The sequence below is a fragment of the Sphingomonas oligoaromativorans genome, from assembly GCF_011762195.1.
Classification (GTDB): domain Bacteria; phylum Pseudomonadota; class Alphaproteobacteria; order Sphingomonadales; family Sphingomonadaceae; genus Solisphingomonas; species Solisphingomonas oligoaromativorans.
In genome coordinates, this window is sequence record NZ_JAASQK010000007.1 from 82085 (window position 1) to 105635 (window position 23551).

General features: G+C 68.1%; 24 protein-coding genes, 1 tRNA gene and 1 riboswitch. Of the genes, 10 read left to right on the plus strand and 15 right to left on the minus strand.

The window, feature by feature from the left end:
- Nucleotide 1: 1 nt before the first annotated feature.
- Nucleotides 2–1333 carry a formimidoylglutamate deiminase gene (locus tag FHS98_RS14240; protein ID WP_167106361.1) on the minus strand — a complete coding sequence of 444 codons (1332 nt, stop codon included), beginning with the start codon at nucleotides 1331–1333 and terminating at the stop codon, nucleotides 2–4.
- A 57-nt stretch (nucleotides 1334–1390) separates the two neighbouring features.
- Here FHS98_RS14240 and hutI point away from each other — a divergent pair, with 57 nt between their 5' ends.
- The 6 genes from hutI (at nucleotide 1391) to nhaA (ending at nucleotide 8623) form a co-directional block, all read left to right on the plus strand.
- Entirely contained in the window at nucleotides 1391–2602 is a 1212-nt protein-coding gene (gene hutI, locus FHS98_RS14245) for an imidazolonepropionase (protein WP_167106364.1), read from the plus strand.
- On the plus strand, nucleotides 2593–4113 hold the full coding sequence (gene hutH, locus FHS98_RS14250) for a histidine ammonia-lyase (protein WP_167106367.1): 1521 nt from the start codon (nucleotides 2593–2595) through the stop codon (nucleotides 4111–4113). The genes hutI and hutH overlap by 10 nt, the downstream gene beginning before the upstream one ends.
- Nucleotides 4110–4907 (plus strand): N-formylglutamate deformylase, encoded by a 798-nt coding sequence (gene hutG / locus FHS98_RS14255; protein ID WP_167106370.1) that lies wholly within the window; start codon nucleotides 4110–4112, stop codon nucleotides 4905–4907. The genes hutH and hutG overlap by 4 nt, the downstream gene beginning before the upstream one ends.
- Nucleotides 4904–6559, plus strand: a complete 1656-nt coding sequence (gene hutU / locus FHS98_RS14260) for a urocanate hydratase (RefSeq protein WP_167106373.1) — start codon at nucleotides 4904–4906, stop codon at nucleotides 6557–6559. The genes hutG and hutU overlap by 4 nt, the downstream gene beginning before the upstream one ends.
- Nucleotides 6560–6571: 12 nt before the next feature.
- Nucleotides 6572–7372: a DUF72 domain-containing protein gene (locus FHS98_RS14265; protein ID WP_167106376.1), complete on the plus strand. Its 801-nt coding sequence runs from the start codon at nucleotides 6572–6574 to the stop codon at nucleotides 7370–7372.
- Between the two features lie 123 nt (nucleotides 7373–7495).
- Nucleotides 7496–8623 (plus strand): Na+/H+ antiporter NhaA, encoded by a 1128-nt coding sequence (nhaA, locus tag FHS98_RS14270; protein WP_167106379.1) that lies wholly within the window; start codon nucleotides 7496–7498, stop codon nucleotides 8621–8623.
- A gap of 55 nt (nucleotides 8624–8678) precedes the next feature.
- Here nhaA and FHS98_RS14275 read toward each other — a convergent pair whose 3' ends face one another.
- From FHS98_RS14275 to FHS98_RS14315, 9 genes are all read right to left on the minus strand, one after another.
- Entirely contained in the window at nucleotides 8679–9608 is a 930-nt protein-coding gene (locus tag FHS98_RS14275; protein ID WP_167106382.1) for an electron transfer flavoprotein subunit alpha/FixB family protein, read from the minus strand.
- Nucleotides 9605–10354, minus strand: a complete 750-nt coding sequence (locus FHS98_RS14280; RefSeq protein WP_167106385.1) for an electron transfer flavoprotein subunit beta/FixA family protein — start codon at nucleotides 10352–10354, stop codon at nucleotides 9605–9607. The genes FHS98_RS14275 and FHS98_RS14280 overlap by 4 nt, the downstream gene beginning before the upstream one ends.
- A gap of 46 nt (nucleotides 10355–10400) precedes the next feature.
- Nucleotides 10401–11600: an ADP-forming succinate--CoA ligase subunit beta gene (gene sucC, locus FHS98_RS14285; RefSeq protein WP_167106388.1), complete on the minus strand. Its 1200-nt coding sequence runs from the start codon at nucleotides 11598–11600 to the stop codon at nucleotides 10401–10403.
- An 88-nt stretch (nucleotides 11601–11688) separates the two neighbouring features.
- Nucleotides 11689–12018 carry a hypothetical protein gene (locus FHS98_RS14290; protein WP_243848039.1) on the minus strand — a complete coding sequence of 110 codons (330 nt, stop codon included), beginning with the start codon at nucleotides 12016–12018 and terminating at the stop codon, nucleotides 11689–11691.
- Nucleotides 12019–12080: 62 nt separating this feature from the next.
- Nucleotides 12081–12620, minus strand: a complete 540-nt coding sequence (locus tag FHS98_RS14295) for a GNAT family N-acetyltransferase (protein WP_167106393.1) — start codon at nucleotides 12618–12620, stop codon at nucleotides 12081–12083.
- Nucleotides 12617–13198: an LOG family protein gene (locus FHS98_RS14300; protein ID WP_167106396.1), complete on the minus strand. Its 582-nt coding sequence runs from the start codon at nucleotides 13196–13198 to the stop codon at nucleotides 12617–12619. The genes FHS98_RS14295 and FHS98_RS14300 overlap by 4 nt, the downstream gene beginning before the upstream one ends.
- A gap of 14 nt (nucleotides 13199–13212) precedes the next feature.
- Nucleotides 13213–14697 (minus strand): phytoene desaturase, encoded by a 1485-nt coding sequence (locus FHS98_RS14305; RefSeq protein ID WP_167106797.1) that lies wholly within the window; start codon nucleotides 14695–14697, stop codon nucleotides 13213–13215.
- A 219-nt stretch (nucleotides 14698–14916) separates the two neighbouring features.
- Nucleotides 14917–14992: transfer RNA gene (locus tag FHS98_RS14310), tRNA-Lys, on the minus strand.
- 147 nt (nucleotides 14993–15139) lie between these two features.
- A complete protein-coding gene (locus FHS98_RS14315) occupies nucleotides 15140–15577 on the minus strand; it encodes a hypothetical protein (protein WP_167106800.1) in 438 nt (145 codons plus the stop codon).
- Nucleotides 15578–15714: 137 nt separating this feature from the next.
- A riboswitch (TPP riboswitch) is annotated at nucleotides 15715–15826 on the plus strand.
- Between the two features lie 27 nt (nucleotides 15827–15853).
- Here FHS98_RS14315 and FHS98_RS14320 point away from each other — a divergent pair.
- The 3 genes from FHS98_RS14320 (at nucleotide 15854) to FHS98_RS14330 (ending at nucleotide 18542) form a co-directional block, all read left to right on the plus strand.
- Nucleotides 15854–16264, plus strand: coding sequence for a DUF2065 domain-containing protein (locus FHS98_RS14320; RefSeq protein ID WP_167106399.1), 411 nt, complete (start codon nucleotides 15854–15856; stop codon nucleotides 16262–16264).
- A gap of 14 nt (nucleotides 16265–16278) precedes the next feature.
- A complete protein-coding gene (gene thiC, locus FHS98_RS14325; RefSeq protein ID WP_167106402.1) occupies nucleotides 16279–18144 on the plus strand; it encodes a phosphomethylpyrimidine synthase ThiC in 1866 nt (621 codons plus the stop codon).
- A 71-nt stretch (nucleotides 18145–18215) separates the two neighbouring features.
- The gene (locus FHS98_RS14330) at nucleotides 18216–18542 is read left to right on the plus strand and encodes a hypothetical protein (protein WP_208402276.1); all 327 of its coding nucleotides are present in this window, start codon (nucleotides 18216–18218) and stop codon (nucleotides 18540–18542) included.
- Nucleotides 18543–18564: 22 nt separating this feature from the next.
- Here the strand turns inward: FHS98_RS14330 and ung are convergent, their stop codons facing one another.
- The 3 genes from ung to FHS98_RS14345 all read right to left on the minus strand — a co-directional run bounded on the left by ung (nucleotide 18565) and on the right by FHS98_RS14345 (nucleotide 20050).
- A complete protein-coding gene (gene ung, locus FHS98_RS14335) occupies nucleotides 18565–19272 on the minus strand; it encodes a uracil-DNA glycosylase (protein WP_167106408.1) in 708 nt (235 codons plus the stop codon).
- A gap of 67 nt (nucleotides 19273–19339) precedes the next feature.
- Entirely contained in the window at nucleotides 19340–19765 is a 426-nt protein-coding gene (locus tag FHS98_RS14340; protein WP_167106411.1) for a hypothetical protein, read from the minus strand.
- 66 nt (nucleotides 19766–19831) lie between these two features.
- A complete protein-coding gene (locus tag FHS98_RS14345; protein WP_167106413.1) occupies nucleotides 19832–20050 on the minus strand; it encodes a hypothetical protein in 219 nt (72 codons plus the stop codon).
- Between the two features lie 103 nt (nucleotides 20051–20153).
- On the opposite strand from FHS98_RS14345, the gene FHS98_RS14350 reads away from it, so the two are divergent.
- Nucleotides 20154–20705, plus strand: coding sequence for a 2'-5' RNA ligase family protein (locus FHS98_RS14350; protein WP_167106416.1), 552 nt, complete (start codon nucleotides 20154–20156; stop codon nucleotides 20703–20705).
- 7 nt (nucleotides 20706–20712) lie between these two features.
- On the opposite strand, the gene FHS98_RS14355 is transcribed toward FHS98_RS14350, so the two are convergent.
- On the minus strand, nucleotides 20713–22323 hold the full coding sequence (locus FHS98_RS14355) for a phytoene desaturase family protein (protein ID WP_167106419.1): 1611 nt from the start codon (nucleotides 22321–22323) through the stop codon (nucleotides 20713–20715).
- The gene (locus tag FHS98_RS14360) at nucleotides 22316–23503 is read right to left on the minus strand and encodes an SRPBCC family protein (RefSeq protein ID WP_167106422.1); all 1188 of its coding nucleotides are present in this window, start codon (nucleotides 23501–23503) and stop codon (nucleotides 22316–22318) included. Before FHS98_RS14360 ends, FHS98_RS14355 begins: the two co-directional genes overlap by 8 nt.
- Nucleotides 23504–23551: the final 48 nt, after the last annotated feature.

The window sequence follows — 23551 nt, forward strand, 5'->3', positions numbered from 1 at the left end:
ATCAGCCAGCGAGGCGGCGCAGCGTCTCGCGATAGCGGCGGGCGATGAGGTCGCGCGCGACATGGCGTCCCTCGCAGACGACCTGTCGGCCGGCACGCCACACCGAATCGATGCGGCCTTGCGCGAAGATCCAGCGATCGAGCAGGGCATCGCCGGACGCGCCCTCGCCATCGTCGGCCAGCGCCACGATATCGGCCGGCGCGCCCTCCGTCAGCGCCGGAACCTCCGCCCCGAGCGCCTGCGCGCCACCGGCGAGCGCGCGGTCGAACAGCGTCCGTCCGGTCGAGGCACCGTCGCGCGCCAGCACATTGCGCTGCCGGCGGACGAGCCGCTGGCCATATTCGAGCAGCCGCAGTTCCTCCGCCGCGTCGATCCGCACGTTGGAATCGGAGCCGATGCCGAATCGCCCGCCGAACCCGGCCGCCGGGAAGAGTCCATCACCCAGATTCGCCTCGGTGATCGGGCAGAGGCCGACCACCGCGCCGCTCGCTTCGATTCCCGCCATCTCGGCCGATTCGACATGGGTAGCGTGGACGAGGCACCAGCGTTCATCGACCGGAACATGACCCAGCAACCATTCGACGGGCCGCTCTCCGCTCCACGCGAGGCACGCCTCCACCTCGGGCACCTGCTCGGCGATGTGGATATGGACCGGCCCCTCCGCCGCCATCGCGAGGAGGGCGGACAACTCCTCCGGCGTCGCCGCGCGCAGCGAATGGGGGGCAATACCCAGCACCGCGCCGTCGAGCGGCCTCAGCGCCTCGGCACAGCCATCCCGCAGCCGGGCGAAGCTGTCGAGATCGTTGATGAAGCGCCGTTGCCCTTCGTGAGGCGCCGCGCCGCCGAAGCCCGAATGGGCATAGAAGACCGGCAACAGGGTGAGTGCGATCCCCGTTTCCGCCGCAGCCGCCGCCACCGCCGCCGCCATCCGCGCGGGCTCGGCATAAGGACGGCCATCGCGATCATGGTGGAGATAGTGGAACTCTCCGACGCGGGTGAAGCCGGTCTCCAGCATCTCCATGAAGGCCTGCGCGGCGATCACCGCGACATCCTCGGGCGTCAGGCGGCCGACGAGGCCGTACATCGTCTCGCGCCAGCTCCAGAAGTCGTCCCGGCCGACGCCGCCCGGTCGCTCGGCCAGCCCCGCCATGGCGCGCTGGAAGGCATGGCTGTGCAGATCGGGGAGGCCGGGCAGGCCCACCGCATGGCGCTCATCGCCCGGCTCCGCCGCGACGCCCGACTCCACGCCCGCGATGCGCCCACCCGCCAGCGTCACCCGCACCCGCCGCGCCCAACCGCCCGGCAGAAGCGCCGTCTCGAACCAGAGCGTCATAGTCCCTCTCATGCCGATGCTGGACAGTAGGTCGGGTCCATGCTTTTGTATAGACAAATGGCCGACACGACCGCCTGTGATACGCTGTGGAGCAACACCCGTCTCGCCACCATGGCGGGCGAGGGGCTGGGCATCGTCGAGGACGGCCTCGTCGCCGCGAAGGACGGGCGTATCCTTTATGCCGGCCCGGCGGACGGCGCGCCCGCGTTCGACGCCGACATGGAGATCGACTGCGACGGCCGCTGGATCACGCCGGGGCTGATCGACTGCCATACCCATCTCGTCCACGCCGGCACCCGCGCGAACGAATGGGCGATGCGGCTCGAAGGCGCGACCTATGAGGAGATCGCGCGGGCCGGCGGCGGCATCGTCTCGACCATGCGCGCCACCCGCGCCGCCAGCGAGGCAGAACTGGTCGCGACCGCGCTGCCCCGCCTCGACGCGCTGCTGGCCGAGGGCGTCACCACCGTCGAAGTGAAATCGGGCTATGGCCTGACGGTCGAGGACGAACTGAAGATGCTCCGCGCCGCCCGTGCGCTGGGGGAGGAGCGGCATGTCCGCATCGCCACCACCTTGCTCGGCGCGCATGCGCTGCCGCCCGAATATGCCGGCCGCGCCGACGACTATGTCGATCTGGTCCGTGACGCCATGATCCCGGCCGCCGTCGGGCTGGCGGACGCGGTGGACGCCTTCTGCGAAGGCATCGGCTTCTCGCCTGTGCAGACCGACCGCGTGCTCCACGCCGCGCGCGCCGCCGGGCTTCCGGTCAAGCTCCATGCCGAGCAACTCTCCGCGCTCCACGGCTCCAGCCTCGCCGCGCACCATGGTGCGCTCTCGGCCGATCATCTCGAATATGCCGACGAGGCGGATGCGCGGGCGATGGCGGCGGCGGGGACGGTCGCGGTGCTGCTGCCCGGCGCTTTCTACTTCATGCGCGAGACGAAGCGCCCGCCGGTCGATCTCTTCCGCGCGGCAGGCGTCCCCATCGCGCTCGCGACCGACTGCAACCCCGGCACCTCACCGACGACTTCGCTGCTGCTGATGCTCAACATGGGCGCGACCCTGTTCCGCCTGACCGTCACCGAGGCGCTGCGCGGCGTCACCGTCCATGCGGCCCGCGCGCTGGGCCTCGCGCACGAGATCGGCACGCTGGAAGCAGGCAAGGCCTGCGACCTCGCCGTCTGGAACATCTCCGAACCCGCCGAGCTGGTCTACCGCATCGGCTTCACCCCCCTGTTTTCCCGCGTGAAGGACGGCCTATGCTGCTGACTCCCGGCGCCGTCCCCGCTGCGGACTGGCGCGCCATCTATCAGGGTGCTGCGCCCACCCTCGATCCCGCCTGCCGCCCCGCGATCGCCGAGAGCGTCGCCGCGATCGAGCGCATCCTCGCCAAGGGCGAGCCGGTCTATGGCATCAACACCGGCTTCGGAAAGCTCGCCACCGTGCGCATCCCGGATGCGGATCTGGCGACGCTCCAGCGCAATATCGTGCTCTCCCACGCCGCCGGCGTCGGCGCGCCGATGCCGGTGCCGGTCGCGCGGCTGATGATGGCGCTGAAGCTCGCCAGCCTCGCGCGCGGGGCTTCGGGCGTGAAGGTCGAGACGGTCGATCTGCTCGAAGCGATGTTGGCCAAGGGGCTGACCCCGGTGGTGCCGGCACAGGGCTCGGTGGGCGCGTCCGGCGACTTGGCCCCTCTCTCGCACATGACCGCCGCGATGATCGGCGTTGGCGAGATGTTCGTGAATGGCCACCGCGTCCCCGCCGAGAAGGCGCTGGCCGATGCAGGCCTCAAGCCGTTGGAGCTGGGGCCGAAGGAAGGCTTGGCCCTCCTCAACGGAACGCAATTCTCGACCGCCTATGCGCTCGCCGGGCTGTTCGAGGCCGAGCGCCTCTATCGCGCCGCGCTCGTCACCGGCATCCTCTCGACCGAGGCCGCCAAGGGCTCCGACGCCCCCTTCGATCATCGCATCCACGCGCTGCGCGGCCATAAGGGCCAGATCGAGACCGCCGATGCGCTCCGCCGGATGATGGAGGACTCCCCGATCCGCGCTTCGCACCGGATCGACGACATCCGCGTGCAAGACCCCTACTGCCTGCGCTGCCAGCCTCAGGTGATGGGGGCGATCCTCGATCTGCTGCGCAAGGCCGCCGACACGCTCGTCACCGAAGCGAACGGCGTCTCGGACAATCCGCTGATCTTCCCGGAGACCGACGAGGCGCTGTCGGGCGGCAATTTCCACGCCGAACCCGTCGCCTTCGCCGCCGACATGATCGCGATGGCGCTGTGCGAGATCGGCAGCCTTTCCGAACGCCGCATCGCCATGTTGGTCGATCCGGCGCTCTCCGGCCTGCCTGCCTTCCTGACCCCCAAGCCGGGCCTCAACTCGGGCTTCATGATCCCGCAGGTGACCGCCGCCGCGCTCGTTTCCGAGAACAAGCAGCGCGCGATGCCGGCGAGCGTCGATTCGATCCCGACTTCGGCGAACCAGGAGGATCATGTCTCGATGGCCGCGCACGGCGCACGACGGCTGTCCGAGATGGCGACGAATGTCGATGCGATCCTCGGGATCGAGCTTCTGGCGGGCGCACAGGGGTGTGACTTCCACGCGCCGCTGGCCTCCTCTGCTCCGGTCGAGGCGGTCCGCAAGCTGCTGCGCGCGCAGGTGCCGACGCTCGACCATGATCGCCACATGGCCCCCGACATGGAGGCCGCGACCGCGCTGATCCGCTCGCCCGCGCTGCTGGAGGCGGTCGGCACCTTGCCGGGAGTGACGCCATGACATGGCTGCACGTCGAGCAGAGCGACAGCCCGCTGATCCTCGCCTTCCCGCATGGGGGCACGGAGATTCCGGCCGACCTGCTCGACGGCTTCCGCTCGCGCTGGTGGGCGATCCGCGATGCGGACTGGCATATCCGGCCGCTCTACACGGGCCTCGCCGACGCCACCCTGATCTGGACCGACATTTCGCGCAGTGTCGTGGACTGCAACCGCGATCCCTCGGGCGCCTCGCTCTATCCGGGGCAGGCGACGACCGGGCTGTGCCCGACCGAGACCTTCGATGACGATCCGCTCTACGAAGAGGGCAAGGGGCCGGACATCGAATCCAACCGCTGCAATTTCCACTCGCCCTATCATGCCGCGCTGAAGGCCGAGATCGAGCGGCTGCGCGCGATCCATCCTCGCGTCGTGCTCTATGACTGCCACTCGATCCGCAGCCATGTGCCGCGCCTGTTCGAGGGCGAGCTGCCCGAGCTCAATGTCGGCACCAACAATGGCACGACCTGCGATCCGCGCTTAAGCGACGCCGTGGTCGCCGCCTGCGCGGGGCGCAGCCATGTCCTCAACGGCCGCTTCCGGGGCGGCTGGACGACGCGCCATTACGGCCGCCCGGACAAGGGCGTCCACGCCATCCAGATGGAGACGGCGATGCGCGCCTATCTGCGCGAGCCCGAGGGCGCGCCCAACGCCTCCAACTGGCCGCCCGCCTATGATCCCGATTTCGCCGCACCCTTGCGCGCGCAACTCCAGACCATCCTCGCCGCCGCCCTGACCTTCGCGAAAGGCACCGCATGACCCGCATCGACAATGCCCGCCATATCGAAGCCCCGACCGGCACCGAACTCAGCGCGAAAAGCTGGCTGACCGAAGCCCCGTTGCGGATGCTGATGAACAATCTCGACGCGCGGGTGGCGGAGAATCCGCAGGAGCTGGTCGTCTATGGCGGCATCGGCCGGGCGGCGCGCGACTGGGAGAGCTTCGATCGCATCGTCGAGGTGCTGAAGCGCCTCGAAGGCGACGAGACGCTGCTCGTCCAGTCGGGCAAGCCGGTCGGCGTGTTCCGCACGCACGAGAATGCGCCCCGCGTGCTGCTCGCCAATTCGAACCTCGTGCCCAAATGGGCGAACTGGGAGCATTTCCACGAACTCGATCGCGCAGGCCTCATGATGTACGGCCAGATGACCGCCGGCTCGTGGATCTACATCGGCAGCCAGGGCATCGTGCAGGGCACCTACGAGACCTTCGTGGAGGCCGGGCGCCAGCATTATGGCGGCGATCTCTCGGGCCGCTGGATATTGACGGCAGGCCTCGGCGGCATGGGCGGTGCGCAACCGCTCGCGGCGACGATGGCGGGGGCCTCCTGCCTCGCGGTCGAGTGCCAGCCGAGCCGGATCGAGATGCGCCTCAAGACCGGCTATGTCGATCGCATGACCGACAGCCTCGACGAGGCGCTGGAGATCGTCACCAGCTCGAAGACGCCGGTCTCGGTCGGCCTGCTCGGCAATGCGGCGGACGTCTATCCCGAGCTGGTGCGGCGCGGCGTCCGCCCCGATCTCGTCACCGACCAGACCTCCGCGCATGATCCGCTGAACGGCTATCTCCCGCAGGGCTGGACGCTCGACCAATGGGCAGCGGCGCGGGAGAGCGATCCCGCCTCGGTGGCGTGCGCTGCCAAGGCGTCGATGGCGGTCCATGTCCGCGCGATGCTGGATTTCCACCACGCCGGCGTGCCCACCGTCGATTATGGCAACAACATCCGGCAGGTCGCCAAGGACGAGGGCGTCGCGAATGCCTTCGATTTCCCCGGCTTCGTGCCCGCTTATATCCGCCCGCTGTTCTGCCGGGGCGTCGGCCCGTTCCGCTGGGCCGCGCTCTCGGGCGATCCCGAGGACATCTACAAGACCGACGCCAAGGTGAAGGAGCTGTTGCCCGACAACAGGCATCTCCACCGCTGGCTCGACATGGCCCGCGAGCACATCCACTTCCAGGGCCTGCCCGCACGCATCTGCTGGGTGGGGCTGGGGGACCGGCACCGGCTCGGCCTCGCCTTCAACGAGATGGTGGCCAAGGGCGAGCTGAAAGCCCCCGTCGTGATCGGCCGCGATCATCTCGATTCGGGCTCGGTCGCCAGCCCCAACCGCGAGACGGAAGCGATGAAGGACGGCAGCGATGCCGTCTCCGACTGGCCGCTGCTCAACGCGCTGCTCAACACCGCGAGCGGAGCCACATGGGTGTCGCTGCACCATGGCGGCGGCGTCGGCATGGGCTATTCGCAGCATAGCGGCATGGTGATCGTCGCCGACGGCACGGCGGACGCCGCCGCCCGGCTGGAGCGCGTGCTGTGGAACGACCCCGCGACAGGCGTGATGCGCCATGCCGACGCGGGTTACGACATCGCCATCGACTGCGCCAAGGAGAAGGGGCTAGACCTGCCGTCGATCTTCTAGGGAGCGGGCGGCATGACGGGGACGATCCGGGTCGGCATCGGCGGCTGGACCTTCGAGCCATGGCGCGGGACGTTCTTTCCCGAGAAATGGCCGCACGCGCGCGAGCTGGATTATGCCGCCTCGAAGCTGACCGCGATCGAAGTGAACGGCACCTATTATGGCAGCCAGAAGCCCGCGACCTTCGCCGCCTGGGCCAAGGCGGTGCCCGATGATTTCGTCTTCGCGCTGAAGGCCTCGCGCTTCTGCACCAATCGCAAGGTGCTGGCCGAGGGCGAGGCCTCGGTCGAGAAATTCCTCGCGCAGGGCATCGTCGAGCTGGGCGACAAGCTCGGGCCGATCCTGTGGCAGTTCATGGCGACCAAGAAGTTCGATCCCGAAGATTTCGGCGCCTTCCTCGCGCTGCTCCCGCCCGAGCGGGACGGGGTGAAGCTCACCCATGTCGTCGATGTACGGCACGAAAGCTTCCAGTGCCCCGAGTTCGTCGCGCTGTGCCGCCAGCATGGCGTCTCGATCGTCCACACCCATTCGGACGACTATCCGCAGATCGGCGACGCCAGCGGCCCCGCCTCCTATGCCCGCCTGATGCGGACCCGCGAGGAGGAGGCGACGGGCTATCCGACCCACGAGATCGATCGCTGGGTGGATGTAGCGAAGGAATGGGCCAGAGGCGGGACGGGCGATACCTTCCCGCTCGCCGCGCCCGGCGATCCGGCACCGAAGACGCCCCGCGACGTCTATCTCTTCTACATCAGCGGCGCGAAGGTCCGCGCGCCCCATGCCGCGATGGCGACGATCGCGAAGCTGGCGAGCTGACCGTTCGTCGTCCTGACGAAAGTCAGGATCCAGGGCAGCGCACGGGGTCTGGAGTCCGGATCAAGTCCGGGATGACGAGGGAGAGGGCTGGCGCACAGGACGCCAACTCGCCACAAACGGGGCATGATCCGCAAATCCTTCCTCGCGGTGCGCGACCATCTCTCGGGCGAGGCCGGGCCGGGCGTGGTGCTGATGGCGGCGGCCGCCGCCGCGCTGATCGTCGCCAACTCCCCCTGGGGGGCGGCCTATGAACATCTGATCCATGGGAAGCTGGGGCCGATGGGGCTGCTCCACTGGATCAATGACGGGCTGATGGCCGTCTTCTTCCTGTTCGTCGGGCTGGAGGTGAAGCGCGAAGTCGTGGCAGGCGACTTGTCGACGCCCGCCGCGCGGCGGCTGCCGGTGATCGCGGCGGTGGCGGGGATGGTGGCGCCGGCGCTGGTCTATCTCGCGGTGACGGGGGGCGATCCGGCGCTCATCCGGGGGTGGGCGATCCCGTCCGCCACCGACATCGCCTTCGCGATCGGCGTGCTGGCGCTGCTGGGGAGCCGCGCGCCGGCCTCGCTCAAGCTGTTCCTGACCACCGTCGCGATCGTCGACGATATCGGCGCGGTGGCGATCATCGCGCTCGCTTACACGAGCGGGTTGAAGCTTTGGGCGCTGGTCGCCGCGGCCGTGCTGCTGGGGCTGCTCTTCCTGCTCAACCGGCGGGGCGTGAAGGCGCTCTGGCCCTATCTGCTGCTGGCGCTGCTGCTCTGGGCGGCGGTGCTGCAATCGGGTGTCCATGCGACGGTGGCAGGCGTGCTCGCCGCCCTGTTCGTGCCGCTCGGCGACGACGGCCATGCCCCGCTCGACCGGCTGGAGCACGCCCTCTCGCCCTGGGTGAGCTACGCGATCCTGCCCGTCTTCGGGTTCGCCAATGCCGGCGTGCGCTTCGGGGATGCGCCGCTCTGGGCGCCGCTGCCGCTGGGCGTGGCGCTGGGGCTCTTTCTCGGCAAGCAGATCGGCGTGTTCGGGGCGATGCGGGGCGCGGTGGCGCTCAAACTCGCCGACAGGCCCGAGGGCGCGGGCTGGATGCAGCTCTATGGCGTGGCGCTGCTCGCGGGGATCGGCTTCACGATGAGCCTGTTCATCGGCGGGCTCGCCTTCCGCGATCCGGTGCTGATCGAGGAGGTGAAGATCGGCGTGCTGGCCGGCTCCTGCGCCTCGGCCCTGCTGGGCTTCGCTGTCCTGCGCTTCGCCCGGCGCTGAAACGAAAAAGGGCGGAGCCGCAGCCCCGCCCTTATCCTTCAATCCGCCGAACGGATCAGAGCTTGGAGGTCAGCTCCGGCACGATCGTGAACAGATCGCCGACGAGGCCGATATCCGCCACCTGGAAGATGGGGGCGTCCTCATCCTTGTTGATGGCGATGATCGTCTTCGAGTCCTTCATGCCGGCGAGGTGCTGGATCGCACCCGAGATGCCGACCGCGACATAGACTTCAGGCGCCACGATCTTGCCGGTCTGGCCGACCTGATAGTCGTTGGGCACATAGCCCGCGTCGACCGCCGCGCGCGACGCGCCGACGGCGGCGCCGAGCTTGTCGGCGAGCGGCTCGATCACCGAGTGGAAATTCTCGCTGCTGGCGAGCGCACGGCCACCCGAGACGATCACCTTGGCCGAGGTCAGCTCCGGGCGCTCCGACTTGCTGATTTCTGCACCGACGAACTTGGAGCCTTCGCCCGAAGTCGCGGCCGACACCGCCTCGATCGCGCCCGAACCGCCATCCTTGGCCGCCTTCTCGAAGGCCGTGCCGCGGACGGTGATGACGAGCTTGGCGTCGTTCGACTTGACCGTCGCGATCGCGTTGCCGGCATAGATCGGGCGGGTGAAGGTCTTGTCGCCCTCGACCGAGAGGATGTCGCTGACCTGCATCACGTCGAGCAGGGCGGCCACGCGCGGCGCGATATTCTTGGCCGTAGAGGTGGCCGGCGCGACGAACGCGTCGTGGTGGCCCATCAGCTCGACGATCAGCGGCGCCACCGCCTCCGGCAGCGCATGGGCATAGGCCGCATTGTCCGCGACATGCACCTTGCCGACGCCGGCGATCTTCGCCGCCGCTTCCGCCACGCCGCCGACGCCTTCGCCGGCCACGAGCAGATGCACCTCGCCCAGCTTCGCCGCCGCGGTGACGGCGGAGAGGGTGGCGTCCTTCAGGGCACCGCCTTCATGCTCGACCCAAACCAGCGTCTTCATGCCGCCACTCCCAGAGCCTTGAGCTTCGCAACCAGTTCATCGACATCGGCCACCTTGATGCCGGCCGAGCGCTTCGGCGGCTCGGCGACGGTGAGCGTCTCCAGACGCGGCGCGATGTCCACGCCATAGTCGGCCGGGGTCTTCGCCGCGAGCGGCTTGGACTTGGCCTTCATGATGTTGGGCAGCGACGCATAGCGCGGCTCGTTCAGGCGAAGATCGGTGGTGATGATCGCTGGAATGGTGAGCGCCACGGTCTCCAGACCGCCATCGACTTCGCGGGTCACGGTGACGGTATCGCCCGACACCTCGACCTTGGACGCGAAGGTGCCCTGCGGACGGCCCATCAGCGCCGCCAGCATCTGGCCGGTCTGGTTGCTGTCGTCGTCGATCGCCTGCTTGCCGAGGATCACCAGACCCGGCTGCTCCTCGTCGGCGACCGCCTTCAGGAGCTTGGCCACGCCGAGCGGCTCGACCGTCTCGTCGGTCTGGATCAGGATCGCGCGATCCGCGCCCATGGCGAGCGCGGTGCGGCAGGTTTCCTGCGCCTTGGCCGGCCCGATCGACACGACCACCACCTCGGTCGCCACGCCCTTTTCCTTGAGGCGGATGGCTTCCTCGACCGCGATCTCGTCGAACGGGTTCATCGACATCTTGACGTTGGCAAGATCAACGCCCGTGCCGTCCATCTTCACCCGCGGCTTCACGTTGTAATCGATCACCCGCTTCACGGGGACGAGAACCTTCATGTTTCTCTCCTTGGTATTCTGATGGGCGGCCCGGACGTTTCTTGCCTCAGGCCGCCTGCTTGACCTCGGCGACGATCTTGCGGGCGGCATCGCCCAGATCGTCGGCCGCCACGATCGGCAGGCCCGAATTGCCGAGGATGGCCTTGCCCTGCTCGACGTTCGTGCCTTCGAGGCGCACGACCAGCGGCACCGACAGGTTCACTTCCTTGGCGGCCGCGATGATGCCTTCCGCGATGATGTCGCAGCGCATGATGCCGCCGAAGATGTTGACGAGGATGCCCTTCACGGCCGGATCGCTCAGGATGATCTTGAACGCCTCGGTCACCTTCTCCTTCGAGGCGCCGCCGCCGACGTCGAGGAAGTTGGCCGGGAACGCGCCGTTGAGCTTGATGATGTCCATCGTCGCCATGGCGAGGCCGGCGCCGTTCACCATGCAGCCGATGTCGCCGTCGAGTTTGATGTAGGCGAGGTCATGCTTGGACGCCTCGACCTCGGCCGGATCTTCCTCGGTCTCGTCGCGGAGCTCGAGGATGTCCTTGTGGCGGAACAGCGCGTTCGAATCGAACGACACCTTGGCGTCGAGGACGAGCAGCTTGCCGTCCACGGTCTCGACCAGCGGGTTCACTTCCAGCATCGACATGTCGGTGGCGAGGAAGGCGGTGTAGAGCTGCTGCGCGAGCTTCTGCGCCTGCTTGGCGAGATCGCCCGAGAGCTTGAGCGCGAAGGCCACGGCGCGGCCATGGTGCGGCATGAAGCCTTCGGCCGGATCGATCGTGATCGTCTCGATCTTCTCGGGCGTGTCATGGGCGACCGCCTCGATGTCCATGCCGCCCTCGGTCGAGACGACCATGGCGATACGGCCGGTCGCGCGATCGACCAGCATCGAGAGATAATATTCCTTGGCGATGTCGGCGCCGTCGGTGACGTAGAGGCGGTTCACCTGCTTGCCATGCTCGCCGGTCTGCACCGTCACGAGCGTGTTGCCGAGCATCTCGGTCGCCGCCGCGCGCACGTCGTCGAGCGACTTGGTGAGGCGCACGCCGCCCTTGGCGTCGGCCGGCAGTTCCTTGAACTTGCCCTTGCCGCGGCCGCCCGCGTGAATCTGCGCCTTCACGACATAGAGCGGCCCAGGCAGCTTGCCGGCGGCGGCCACCGCCTCGTCCACCGACATCGCGGCGTGACCGGCAGGAACGGCGACGCCGAACTTCGCGAGCAGTTCCTTGGCCTGATATTCGTGGATGTTCATGGGAGGCGGCTCCTGTCTCAAGGTTTCCGTTAACGGCAATTGACGCGAACGTAAAGTCCGTGCCCGGCGCCGTTTGGGAGGCCCCCTATCACCCTGCGATGGCGCAGCCCAGCCCTGCGCGCGTCACAACCGACACGATATGCGGATTATTCAGTGCATGAAGCCGGTAGGTCAGCTCGTCGAAGCTCAGCGCACCGGGATGCTCGCGCGGCAGCCTGGCGACGCGGTTGAGTTCCTTCAGCTCCGAAGTGTCGAGCTTGTGGACCAGCTTGTCGGCCATGCAGCCGGCCATGTGCGGCTTGACGCCGGCGGCGATCAGCTTGTCGCGGACCCTGGCTTCGGGCGAGACGGTCGAGCAGCCGGCGAGCAGGCCCGCGAGCGCGAGCGAGGCGGCAAAAAAGGAGGCGGAGCGTTTCATCCGGGCGATCAACAAGGATCGCGATGAGCCTTCGCTGAACGCCCGATTCGCGAGCGGAGCCCTCAGCCGTGCCATTCCTCGGCGAGCAGGCCGTAGATCAGCGAATCCCGGATGCCGATATGCGTGTGCCACTCGCCGCGCAGCCGCCCCTCCAGCCGGAAGCCCAGCCGCTCCAGCAGCGCGACCGAGCCGCGATTGTCGGGATCGGTGTCGGCGAAGACGCGGCGCTGCCCCTCGGCGAAGAGCTGGCCGATCACGCCTTTCACCGCCTCCTGCGCGATGCCCTGCCCCTGCGCCTCGGGGACGAGCAGATAGCCGATCTCCGACACGCCGCCCTGCCGCTTCTCGCCGGCGGCGACGAAGCCGAGCGCGCGATCCTCTCCCGGTCGGGTGATCGCCCAGCTCCGCCACGGATCGCCCGCGCCCACCGCGAAGTCGGCGCGCACATCCTCCACGGTCGTGTAGGGCGCGCGCGACCACCAGGTCATCACCGCCGGATCGGAAAGCGCGGGGAAGAGCGCCTCGGCATCCTCGGGCAGGCGACCGCGCAGCCGGAGCCGCCCGGTCGTCAGGACGGGAAGGGCCGCCCGGCCGGGCGTCACAGATCCCTGGCCTTCATGGCGAAGATCGTCCGGTGCGGCTGATACTCCGCCATGCGGGCGAGCAGGTCGTCGAGATCGTCGCTCGCGATCAGCAGGCCCCGGTGCTGGGCTCGCACGAAGCCGACCTCGCCCATCTTCGCCCAGAACTCCAGCAGCCCGTCATAATAGCCCGCGACGTTGAGCAGGCCGACCGGCTTGGCGTGATAGCCGAGCTGCGCCCAGCTCATCGCCTCCCACAGCTCGTCCATGGTGCCGGTGCCGCCGGGGATGGTGACGAAGCCGTCGGAAAGGTCGGTGAAGGCCTGCTTCCTCTGGTGCATCGTCTCGACGACGTGCAGCTCGGTGCAGCCCTTGTGCGCCACCTCGGCGTCGACCAGCGCGGTCGGGATCACGCCGATCACCTCGCCGCCGGCCTCCAGCGTCGCATCGGCGACGGCGCCCATCAGGCCGAGCCGCCCGCCGCCATAGACGAGGCCGATGCCGCGCTCCGCAAAGCTGCGCCCGACGGCGCGGGCGCATTCGATGTAGCGGGGATCGGCGGGAGTGGCGGAGCCGCAATAGACGGCGAGGCGCTTCATGATGTGTCAGTCCTTCAGGATCGGCGGAGATCGTCGAGCATCAGCGTGGCGGTCGCCTTGGCGGAGCCGACCACGCCGGGGATTCCCGCACCCGGATGGGTGGCGGCGCCGACGAAATAGAGATTGGGGATGCGGTCGTCACGGTTGTGGACGCGGAAGAAGGCGGATTGGGTCAGCACGGGCTCGAGGCTGAAGGCCGAGCCGAGATGCGCGTTGTAATCGCCCGCGAAATCGCGCGGTGTGTAGTGGAAGCGCGTCACCAGCCGCTCGCGCAGGCCGGGGATCAGCCGCGCCTCGAGATGATCGAGGATGCGATCGGCGAGGATCGGGCCGATCTCGTCCCACTCGATCGGCAGCTTGCCGAGATGCGGCACGGGCGCGAGCGCATGGAAGGTCGAACAACCCTCGGGCGCCAGCGCCGGGTCGGTGACGGTCGGGTGGTGGAGATAGAGCGCGAAGTCGCGCGGCAGCACGCCATGGTCGAAAATGTCGGCGAGCAGCCCCTGATAGCGCGGCCCGAACAGGATCGAATGATGGGGTATGCCGGGGAAGGTGCCCCTGATCCCGAAATGGACGAGGAACATCGAAGGCGAGAATCGCTTGTCCTGAAGCGCGCGCGCCGCGCGCTGGCCGCGGGTCGAATGGCCGATCAGGTCGCGATAGCTGTGGACCGCGTCGGCGTTGGAGGCGACCGCATCGAACGGCGCGCTCCATCCGCTCCGGCAGGCAAGGCCGGTCACCCGGTCGCCGAGCGTGTCGATCGCCACTACCGGATCACCGAGGCGTACCGTGCCGCCCAGCCGCTCGAAATGGGCGACCATGCCCCGCACCAGCGCATGGGTGCCGCCGCGCGGAAACCAGATCCCGCTTTCGCGCTCCAGCTTGTGGATCAGCGCATAAATCGCGCTCGCGCTCATCGGATTGCCGCCGATCAGCAGCGTGTGGAAGCTGAGCGCCTGCCGCAGATGCTCGTCCTTCACGAAGGACGACACGATCGAATAGACCGAGCGCCACGCCTGACTCTTCACGAGCTGGGGGGCGGCCTTCACCATCGTCCTGAAATCGAGGAAGGCCGTGGTGCCGAGCTTGCGATAGCCCTGCTCGTAAACCTCGCCGGCATAATCGAGGAAACGGCGATAGCCGGCCACATCCTCGGGGTTCAGCATCGCGATCTGGCGGGTGAGCGCGGCATCGTCGTTGGAATAGTCGAAGCTCGTGCCGTCGGGCCACATCAGCCTGTAGAAGGGCGAGACGGGCAGCAGCTCGACATCCTCGCCGATCTCGCGGCCGGACAGGCGCCAGAGCTCGGCCAGGCAATCGGGATCGGTGATGACGGTCGGCCCGGCGTCGAAGGTGAAGCCGTCCTTCTCCCAGGCGTAGGCGCGCCCGCCCGCCTTGTCGCGCGCCTCGACGAGGGTGGTCGCGATGCCCGCCGATTGCAGGCGGATGGCGAGCGCCAGCCCGCCGAACCCCGCCCCGATCACCGCCGCCGTCTTCATCCGCACCGCATCCCTTACGCCGGCGACCATCGCCCCATGGCCGCCTTCACCGCCCGCCCGCCACTATCCGGGCCTTGTCCCGCGCTGTCGAGTGACTCGCGTAAAAGCGCCGGATCGGGGATTCGTCCAGTCGGTAGAATCGTTCGGACACGCGATCGGATGGGCCAGCAACCGGCCGGGGCCGTGCGCGCATTCCTGCGAGAAGTCATGGGGAAGGTATGGTGGACGCACTTGGGCTCGAACCAAGGACCCGCTGATTAAGAGTCAGCTGCTCTACCAACTGAGCTATGCGTCCACACCGTCGTTCGGCGATTTGGTGTTCGCCGTCGGGAGCGGCCCCCTAGCAAGCGAATCGGGCTTTGTCTCCATCCAATTTTCATCCGGCCGCGATTTTTCTCGGGAAGGCGCCAAAAAGCGGCGTGGCCAATCCCGCCGCGAAGGGTCAGCGGCAGCGCACCTCGCCCTTGTCGACCGAATGGCCGAGCAACCCGCCACCGCCCGCGCCGAGCAGCGTGCCGAGCAATCCGCCGCCACCAAGGATCGCGCCCAGCGCCGCGCCCGCCACCGCGCCGACGACGAGGCCGGTCGTTCCATCGGAGCGCTTGCAGTAATAGCGCCCGTCATCGCCGCGATAGACCCGGTCGTCGCGCGAGAGCGAGCGTCCATCGCCCCGCTCCTCGCGATAGTCGCGTGCCGGATCATAGCCGGGCGGGGGCGCAGCCGCGTCCCGTCCATCATAGCCGGGCCCCGCCGGAGGGGGCGGGGGTTCGTTATAGCCGCGCCGGTCGTCATAGCCGTGGCCATGATCGCGCGGCGCCACACAGCCGGCCATCGAAGTCATCATCGAGAGCGCGACCAGCCCCGCCATCGGACGTTTCATGTCCATTCGTCCCTCCTCGTTTCGCCCGCATCAAGCCGGCGGCGATCCGAACAACGCCGGATCGGCCCCTTTGTCTCCGATGCCGCCCGGCCGGACGCACGCCCCCTTTGCGTGGGGGCCGGCGTTGGTCTATGAGAGGGGCTTCCCCGGGGGGCCGCTGACACGCGGCTGAGAGGCGGGCGTTGAAGCCCGCGACCCGTCGAACCTGATCCGGTTGACACCGGCGGAGGGAGGGAGCGGCCACGCACTCCCCTTCCGTTTGAACGAGGAGACGGCGTGGTCCACACGCTCACCGTGCTGACCTTGCGACTGGCGGAGGCGATCGGCCTCTACTGGCTGGCGGCCGGCATCGGTCTTCTCATCATGCCGCAGAAGCTGCGCGCGATCGTCGACGATTTCGATCGCTCGCCCGGCCTCGTCTATGCGGTCGGCGTCGCCGCCTTCGCGATCGGGACGGCGATCCTGATCCCGCACCATGTCCTCGCCGATCCGCTGAGCGTGATCGTCACCGTCCTCGCGGCCCTGCTCGCGATCGAAGGGCTGGTGTTGATCGCGGCGCCGCAGATTCTCCTCGGCTTCGCCCGCTCCTTCGTCACCAGCGCCCGCCTCTGGGCGCTGGTGGCGATCGTGCTGGGCTTGCTTCTCTTCCTCGCCGGCCTCACAGGCCGCGCCGACGCGCTTCCCTGAAAGGACTTCTTCCCATGGCAGACATCCCCGCCCGCACCGAGCTCAAGGTGACGACCGGTCCGATCCGGGGCTCGCGGAAGATTTATGTCGGCGACTTGAAGGTCGCGATGCGCGAGATCGAGCTGGAGCCTTCGGCCAACGAGCCGGCGGTGCGCGTCTATGACACGTCGGGGCCGTATACCGATCCCAACGCCAGGATCGACATCATGGCAGGCCTGCCCGAACTCCGCCGCGACTGGATTCGCAACCGCGGCGACGTCGAGGAAGTCGATCAGCGCGAGGTGAAGCCCGAGGACAATGGCCAGCTCGGCCCTGATCGCTCGGGCGGCGTGCCCGCCTTCCCGCAGGTGCGCGGCCGCGTGCTGCGCGCGAAGCCCGGCATGAACGTCAGCCAGATGCACTATGCCAAGAAGGGCATCATCACGCCCGAGATGGAATATGTCGCGATCCGCGAGAATATGGGCCGCGCCGCATTGAAGGAGAAGCTGGCCCGCGACGGCCAGGATTTCGGTGCCGAGATTCCCGATTTCGTGACGCCCGAGTTCGTCCGTGAGGAAGTCGCCCGCGGCCGTGCGATCATCCCCAACAACATCAACCACCCCGAGAGCGAGCCGATGGCGATCGGCCGCAACTTCCTCGTGAAGATCAACGCCAACATCGGCAATTCGGCGGTGGCGTCGGACGTCGCCAACGAGGTCGACAAGATGGTCTGGTCGATCCGCTGGGGCGCGGACACGGTGATGGACCTCTCCACCGGCCGCAACATCCACGACACCCGCGAGTGGATCATGCGCAACTCGCCGGTGCCGATCGGCACCGTGCCGATCTATCAGGCGCTGGAAAAGGTCGGCGGCATCGCCGAGGATCTGACCTGGGAGATATTCCGCGACACGCTGATCGAGCAGGCCGAGCAGGGCGTCGATTACTTCACCATCCACGCCGGCGTCCGCCTGCCTTACATCCCGCTGACCGCCAAACGCGTCACCGGCATCGTCTCGCGCGGCGGCTCGATCATGGCGAAGTGGTGCCTCGCGCACCACAAGGAGAGCTTCCTCTACGAGCGCTTCGAGGAAATCTGCGAGATCATGAAGGCCTACGATGTCGCCTTCTCGCTCGGCGACGGCCTGCGTCCGGGCTCGATCGCGGACGCCAATGACGAAGCGCAGTTCGCCGAGCTGGCGACGCTGGGCGAACTCACCCAGATCGCGTGGAAGCACGACGTGCAGGTGATGATCGAAGGCCCCGGCCATGTGCCGATGCACAAGATCAAGCAGAATATGGACAAGCAGCTCGAGGCGTGCGGCGAGGCGCCCTTCTACACGCTCGGGCCGCTCACCACTGACATCGCGCCGGGCTACGACCACATCACCTCGGCGATCGGCGCCGCGATGATCGGCTGGTTCGGCACCGCGATGCTCTGCTACGTCACGCCCAAGGAGCATCTGGGGCTTCCCGACCGCAACGACGTGAAGGTGGGTGTCGTCACCTACAAGCTCGCGGCGCACGCGGCCGATCTCGCCAAGGGCCATCCGGGCGCCAAGGTGCGCGACGATGCGCTCTCCCGCGCCCGCTTCGAATTCCGCTGGCGCGACCAGTTCAACCTGTCGCTCGATCCCGACACGGCCGAGGAATATCACGACCAGACACTGCCGGCGGAAGGCGCCAAGACGGCGCATTTCTGCTCGATGTGCGGCCCGAAATTCTGCTCGATGAAGATCACGCAGGAAGTGCGCGACTTCGCGGCGAAGCAGAACGCCAGCGCCGACACCTTCCTCGCCGCGACGCCCTTGGGCGAGGCGGAAGCCGAAGCCGGGATGCAGCAGATGAGCGAGACGTTCCGCGAGAAGGGCGGGGAAATCTATCTGCCCGCGGCGGAGTGAGGCTTATGCGGCGACAGTTGATCGGATCGGCTGTCGCCGCGCTTCTCGCGGCGACGCCAGCGGTTCATGCGATGAAACCCGATTTCTCGGCCGTCCAGAGCCACGATGCTGCAAAGGCGCTTGCGGTCGAGGGCAAGCTCGTGGCGATTCTGCTGTTCCCGGCCGAGCTCGGTGGACAGGATGTCGAGGCGAATCGCGTTTATGTGACACCCGAGGCCGCACAGGCGCGAGCTTCGGCGGTCGCGAGTCTCATCCGCATGGTCCAGCAAGGTGCTGTCGACAAGATGAACGTCATCCCCATCTACAAGGGCAAGAGCTTCATTCCGGCGACGATCGAGATGAAGGCGTCCAACAGCAAGACGGGCGGCCATTTCGATCAGCAGATCGTCGTCTGGTAATCGCGGCCGGCGCCTTCCGCCTTCACACCCCCGGCAAAGCCCAATCGATCGGCTTCAGCCCCCGGCTCTCCAGAAACGCATTCGTCTTGGAGAAATGCCGGCACCCGAGAAAGCCGTTATGCGCCGAAAGCGGCGACGGATGCGCCGCCTTCAGCACCAGATGCCGCCCGCCCTGCTCGACCGACTGGATGAACCCCGCCTTCTTCTGCGCGTAGCTGCCCCACAGCAGGAACACGACCGGTTCCTCCTTCGCCGCCACCAGCCGGATCACCGCATCGGTGAACTTCTCCCAGCCGCGATCGCGGTGCGAGGCGGCGAGGCCCATCTCCACCGTCAGCACCGAGTTCAGCAGCAGCACGCCCTGCTTCGCCCAATGCTCCAGAAAGCCGTGCGAAGGCCGCGCGATGCCGAGATCGCTGTCCAGCTCCTTGTAGATGTTGACGAGGCTCGGCGGCGGCCGCACGCCCGGCTGCACCGAGAAGCACAGGCCATGCGCCTGCCCCTCGCCATGATAGGGATCTTGCCCCAGGATCACGACGCGCACCTGGTCGAGCGGGGTGAGGTCCAGCGCGCGGAACCATTCGCCGCCCTTGGGGAAGATGCGCTTGCCGGATGCCTTCTCGGCGACGAGGAACTGCTTCAGCGCCGCCATATAGGGGCTGGCGAACTCCTGCCCGAGCGGCTCGCGCCAGCTTTCGTGCAGCTTCACCGCCTGCGCTTCTCCGCCCATGCCGCTCCTCCTGTGCCGGCCCGCGGATGTGCGCAAGCGCGCGGCCTCCGTCAATCGGGGAGGGGGCTCAGCGGGTGCGTTTGGGCGGCGGGCGCAGGCGGCAGATCGCGCGCACCGCCATCTCGCCGGTGGTGCCGGGGGTCGCCGGGCCGAGCCGCGCGATCGCCGCGGTCGGGCTCTCGCGGGCATCGGCGACGAGGCTGCCGTCGGGGCGCAGCGTCACCTGCTCGAGCGTGGTGCTGAGCCCGCGCGCGCAGTCGACCGCGTCGAGATGCCGCTCCACCACTGTGCCGTCGGGCCGGGGCTCGGCCAGCGTCAGCCGCCACCAGCCGCGGATGAGCCCGCCCCATGGCACGATCGAGCGCGTGTCGACCTCCACCGGGCCGCTGTCGACATGGCTGCCGACGCGCACCCAGTTTGGCCCGCGCGGCGGCCCCGCCGCCGCGATCGCGGCCGATGCCGCGCTCAGGATCAGGATCTGTGCCACCCGCATCGGACGCCCTCCCGTTGGCCGGGGCCATGACGGCCCCGCACCGATCCTAGCGCAGCGGCCCGCGCTTCAGAAGATGCCGTGGCCCACCGACAGGCGCACGATCCCGACGAGGATCACCAGCAGGTTGAGATTGCGCCCCCCGGTGCGGCTCGACAGCACGCCGAAGCCCAGGCCCAGCACAGCGATCGGGATGATGAGCCAGTACATCCAGCCGAACAGCGGCAGGAAGGCGACCAGCGCCCAGAGCAGCGCGACGAGACCGATCAGGATCGAGATCAGGTTCATGCCCACACCTATCGCGCGGGCGGGCGGCGCTGCCAAGTCCGCTTGACAAATGAGAACAAACATGGAACATAAGCGCCGACCGATTCAGGAAGGACAGCCGCCGATGGCCATGCCTGTCGAATCCCGCCTCTATCTCTTCGCCCGCCTGCCGGACGATGTCGGCGCGCATCTGGACATATCGAACGATGTCGAGCCGGCGCTGCCGGGGCTGAATCTCGTCTCGGCGGCGCGGCGGCACATCACGATCGCGCGGCTCAGCGAAATCGACGCGCCGGAGGATCATGCGATCGCGCTCACCCGCTGGATCATGGCGACGATGCCGCCGCTCGCCTTCCATGTCGTGTTCGACGAAGTGGTGGTGAGCGCGCGCAGCACCCTGCTCAAGGCGAGCCGGCCGCTGGTCGGGGCGCTGGAATGTCAGGCGCATGTGCTCGACATGCTGCGCCATTATGGCTCCGCACCGGGCAGCGGGGCGGCGCCGGTGCCGCACGTCACGCTCGGTTACGGCGCGCGCGACGCACGCGGCGCGCGGCCGATCGACGGGATAAGCTGGCTGGTCGACGAGCTGGTGCTGGTCAGGAGCTGGCACGGGCGGACATGGCACGAGGAGCTGGGCCGCTGGCATCTGCCGGCGAAGCCCCGCGCGGTGGCGTGACGGGGCCTCAGGCCGCGCGGGTGATCCGTCGCCAGAGGCCGCCGTCGGCGAGAATCTCGCGCGCCGCATTATGGCCCGGAGCCCCGGTGACGCCGCCGCCCGGATGCGTGCCGGCGCCGCACATATAGAGACCCTTCAGAGGCCCCCGATAGGCACCATGACCGAGGATCGGCCGCGCAGACCAAAGCTGATCGAGGCTCATATTGCCATGCATGATGTCGCCGCCGATCAACCCGAACTTGCGCTCCAGATCGAGCGGCGAATGGATCTGCCGCGCGATCACCGAGGCCCTGAACCCGGGCGCCCAGCGCTCGACCGTATCGATGATGAGGTCCGCCGCCTCTTCACGGGCGTCGTCCCAGCTCCGGCCATCGGGAAGCTCGGGCGCGAACTGCTGGCAGAACAGGCTGGCGACATGCTGGCCGGGAGGGGCGAGGCTGTCGTCCACCGTGGACGGGATCAGCATCTCGACGATCGGCGCCTCCGACATGCCGGTCTGCTTCGCGTCGGTATAGGCGCGGTCCATATAATCGAGCGTCGGCGCGATGATGATGCCCGACTGGTGATGCTCGCCGGGCTCGGGCAGGCAGGTGAAGCGCGGCAGCTCGCTGAGCGCCACGTTCATGCGGAACGTGCCCGAGCCGACCTTGAAGCCCTTCACCCGGCGACGGAATTCGGGAGCAAGATCGGCCGGATCGATCAGCCGGTCATAGAGCAGGCGCGGGCCGACATTGGAGACGATGGACTGGCCCATCACCTCCTGCCCGCCCTCCAGCCGCACGCCGACGGCGCGGCCGCCATCGACCAGCACGCGCTCCACCGGCGCGTCGACGCTGATCTGGACGCCGATCTCCTCGCACGCCTGCCGCATCGCCTGCGTGATCGCGCCCATGCCGCCGATGGCGTGGCCCCAGGCGCCCTTCTTGCCGTTCACCTCGCCGAAGACATGGTGGAGCAGCACATAGGCCGATCCCGGCGTATCCGGCGACGCGAAATTCCCCACCACCGCATCGAAGCCGAACGCCGCCTTGACCGCCTCGCTCTCGAACCAGCTATCGAGGAAGGTGCGGGCGGACTTGGTGAAGAGATCGAGCACGTCGCGCTGCTGGGCGAGGTTGAGCCCCGCGAGCCGTCGCCCCTGTCGCGCGGCAGAGAGCAGGGTGCCCAGCCCTTCGCCCATGTTCGGCGGCGAGCGTAGCGCGAGATCGCGCAGCACGTCGGCCACCACGTCGAGCGCCTCGTAATAAGCGGGCAGCACCTCGGCATCATGGTGCGAGAATTTGCGGAACTCGGCCTGCGTCCGCTCCAGACCGCCGCCGAGCTTGAGGTAGCGCCCGTCGTCCTGCGGCAGGAAGTTGGAGATCGGCCGCTCGACGATACGCAGGCCGCGCTCGGCCAGCTTCATGTCGCGGATGACCTTGGGCTGGAGCAGGCTGACCGTGTAGCTCGCCACCGAATTGCGGAAGCCGGGGTGGAATTCCTCGGTGACGGCCGCACCGCCGACGATGGGCCGCCGCTCGAGCACGCGCACCCGCTTGCCCGCGCGCGCCAGATAATAAGCGCAGACGAGGCCATTATGGCCGCCGCCGATCATCACCGCATCGACACGCTCAGTCATTCAAGAACACTCCATGCGGACGGCGGCTCCAGCCGGGCAGCGGCGCGCGGTGCTGTCTGGATTCGGGGAGGATATGGCGGATCTTGCGGCAGAAGTTGCGCAGCGCGACCTCCTGCTCGCTCAAGGGGCCGACGGTGAAGCTCTGCGAGGCCATGCCCTGCTGGACGCGGGCGATCAGCGTGGTGTCCTCGGCGTTGACCTGCCGGTTGATCCGCCAGTTGAGATAGCGCGCGGCCTTCATCTCGCGGCGGCCATCGGGGAGGCAATAGGCGATCTCGCGGATCAGCGTCTCGGTCGGCGAGACGGGCAGCCACTGCATGAAGTCGATCTGGTCGGGATAGATGTCGAAGGCGATGTTCGGCCAGAGCTTGAAATAGGTCCACAGCCGCTGCCGTTCTGGCGGCAGATGCGGCACCGGCGGCAGGAAATGCTGGTAGGCCCGCTCGGAGAGGTCGGCGGAGGGGCGCTCGACGATCGGCCCCCACATCTTGTCGACATACTCGCTGGCCTCGACGCCATAGCCCTTGCCCATCAGCCGCTTGAGGCCGGGATGGGCGACGGCGATGTGCAGGCCGTCCGAATAATTGTCGCCGACATTCTTCCAGTTCACCGGCCGCGGGCGCAGCGTCACCCGGCCGAAGGCGCTGAGTTCCTCGAAGCGATAGGGCGCGACCTCCGCCTCATAGGGCGCCATCATCTCGGCCACCGACGGCCCGCCGCCCTCCAGCCGCACGAAGATGAAGCCGCGCCAGATCTCGACCTCCACGGGCGCGAGGCCATGCTTCGAGGGATCGAGCGCATAGGTTTCGCGCATCGGCAGGCCGGTCAGGCGGCCGTCGAGATCATAGGTCCAGGCGTGATAGGGGCAGACGATCTTCTTGGCGCAGCCCGAGGGGCCGTCGAGCAGCCGCGCGCCGCGATGGCGGCAGACATTGGTGAAGCCGTTGATCCCGCCGTCGCGCGTGCGGACGACGACGACGCTCTCGCCGACATAATCGAGCGTGTGGAAATCCCCGGTCGCCGGCACGTCGCTCTCATGGCAGACGATCTGCCAGGACGGACGGATGACGCGCGCCACCTCGGCGTCGAAAAATTCGGGGTCCGAATAGGTCCAGGCCGGCAGGCTCCAGCCCGCGTCCGGGTCGCTCCACGCCTGTCCCGCCGGTTTCGCCTCAGCCACGCCGACCTCCGCTCGTTGTTACACGATCGTACAGCAAGCGATGTGCAA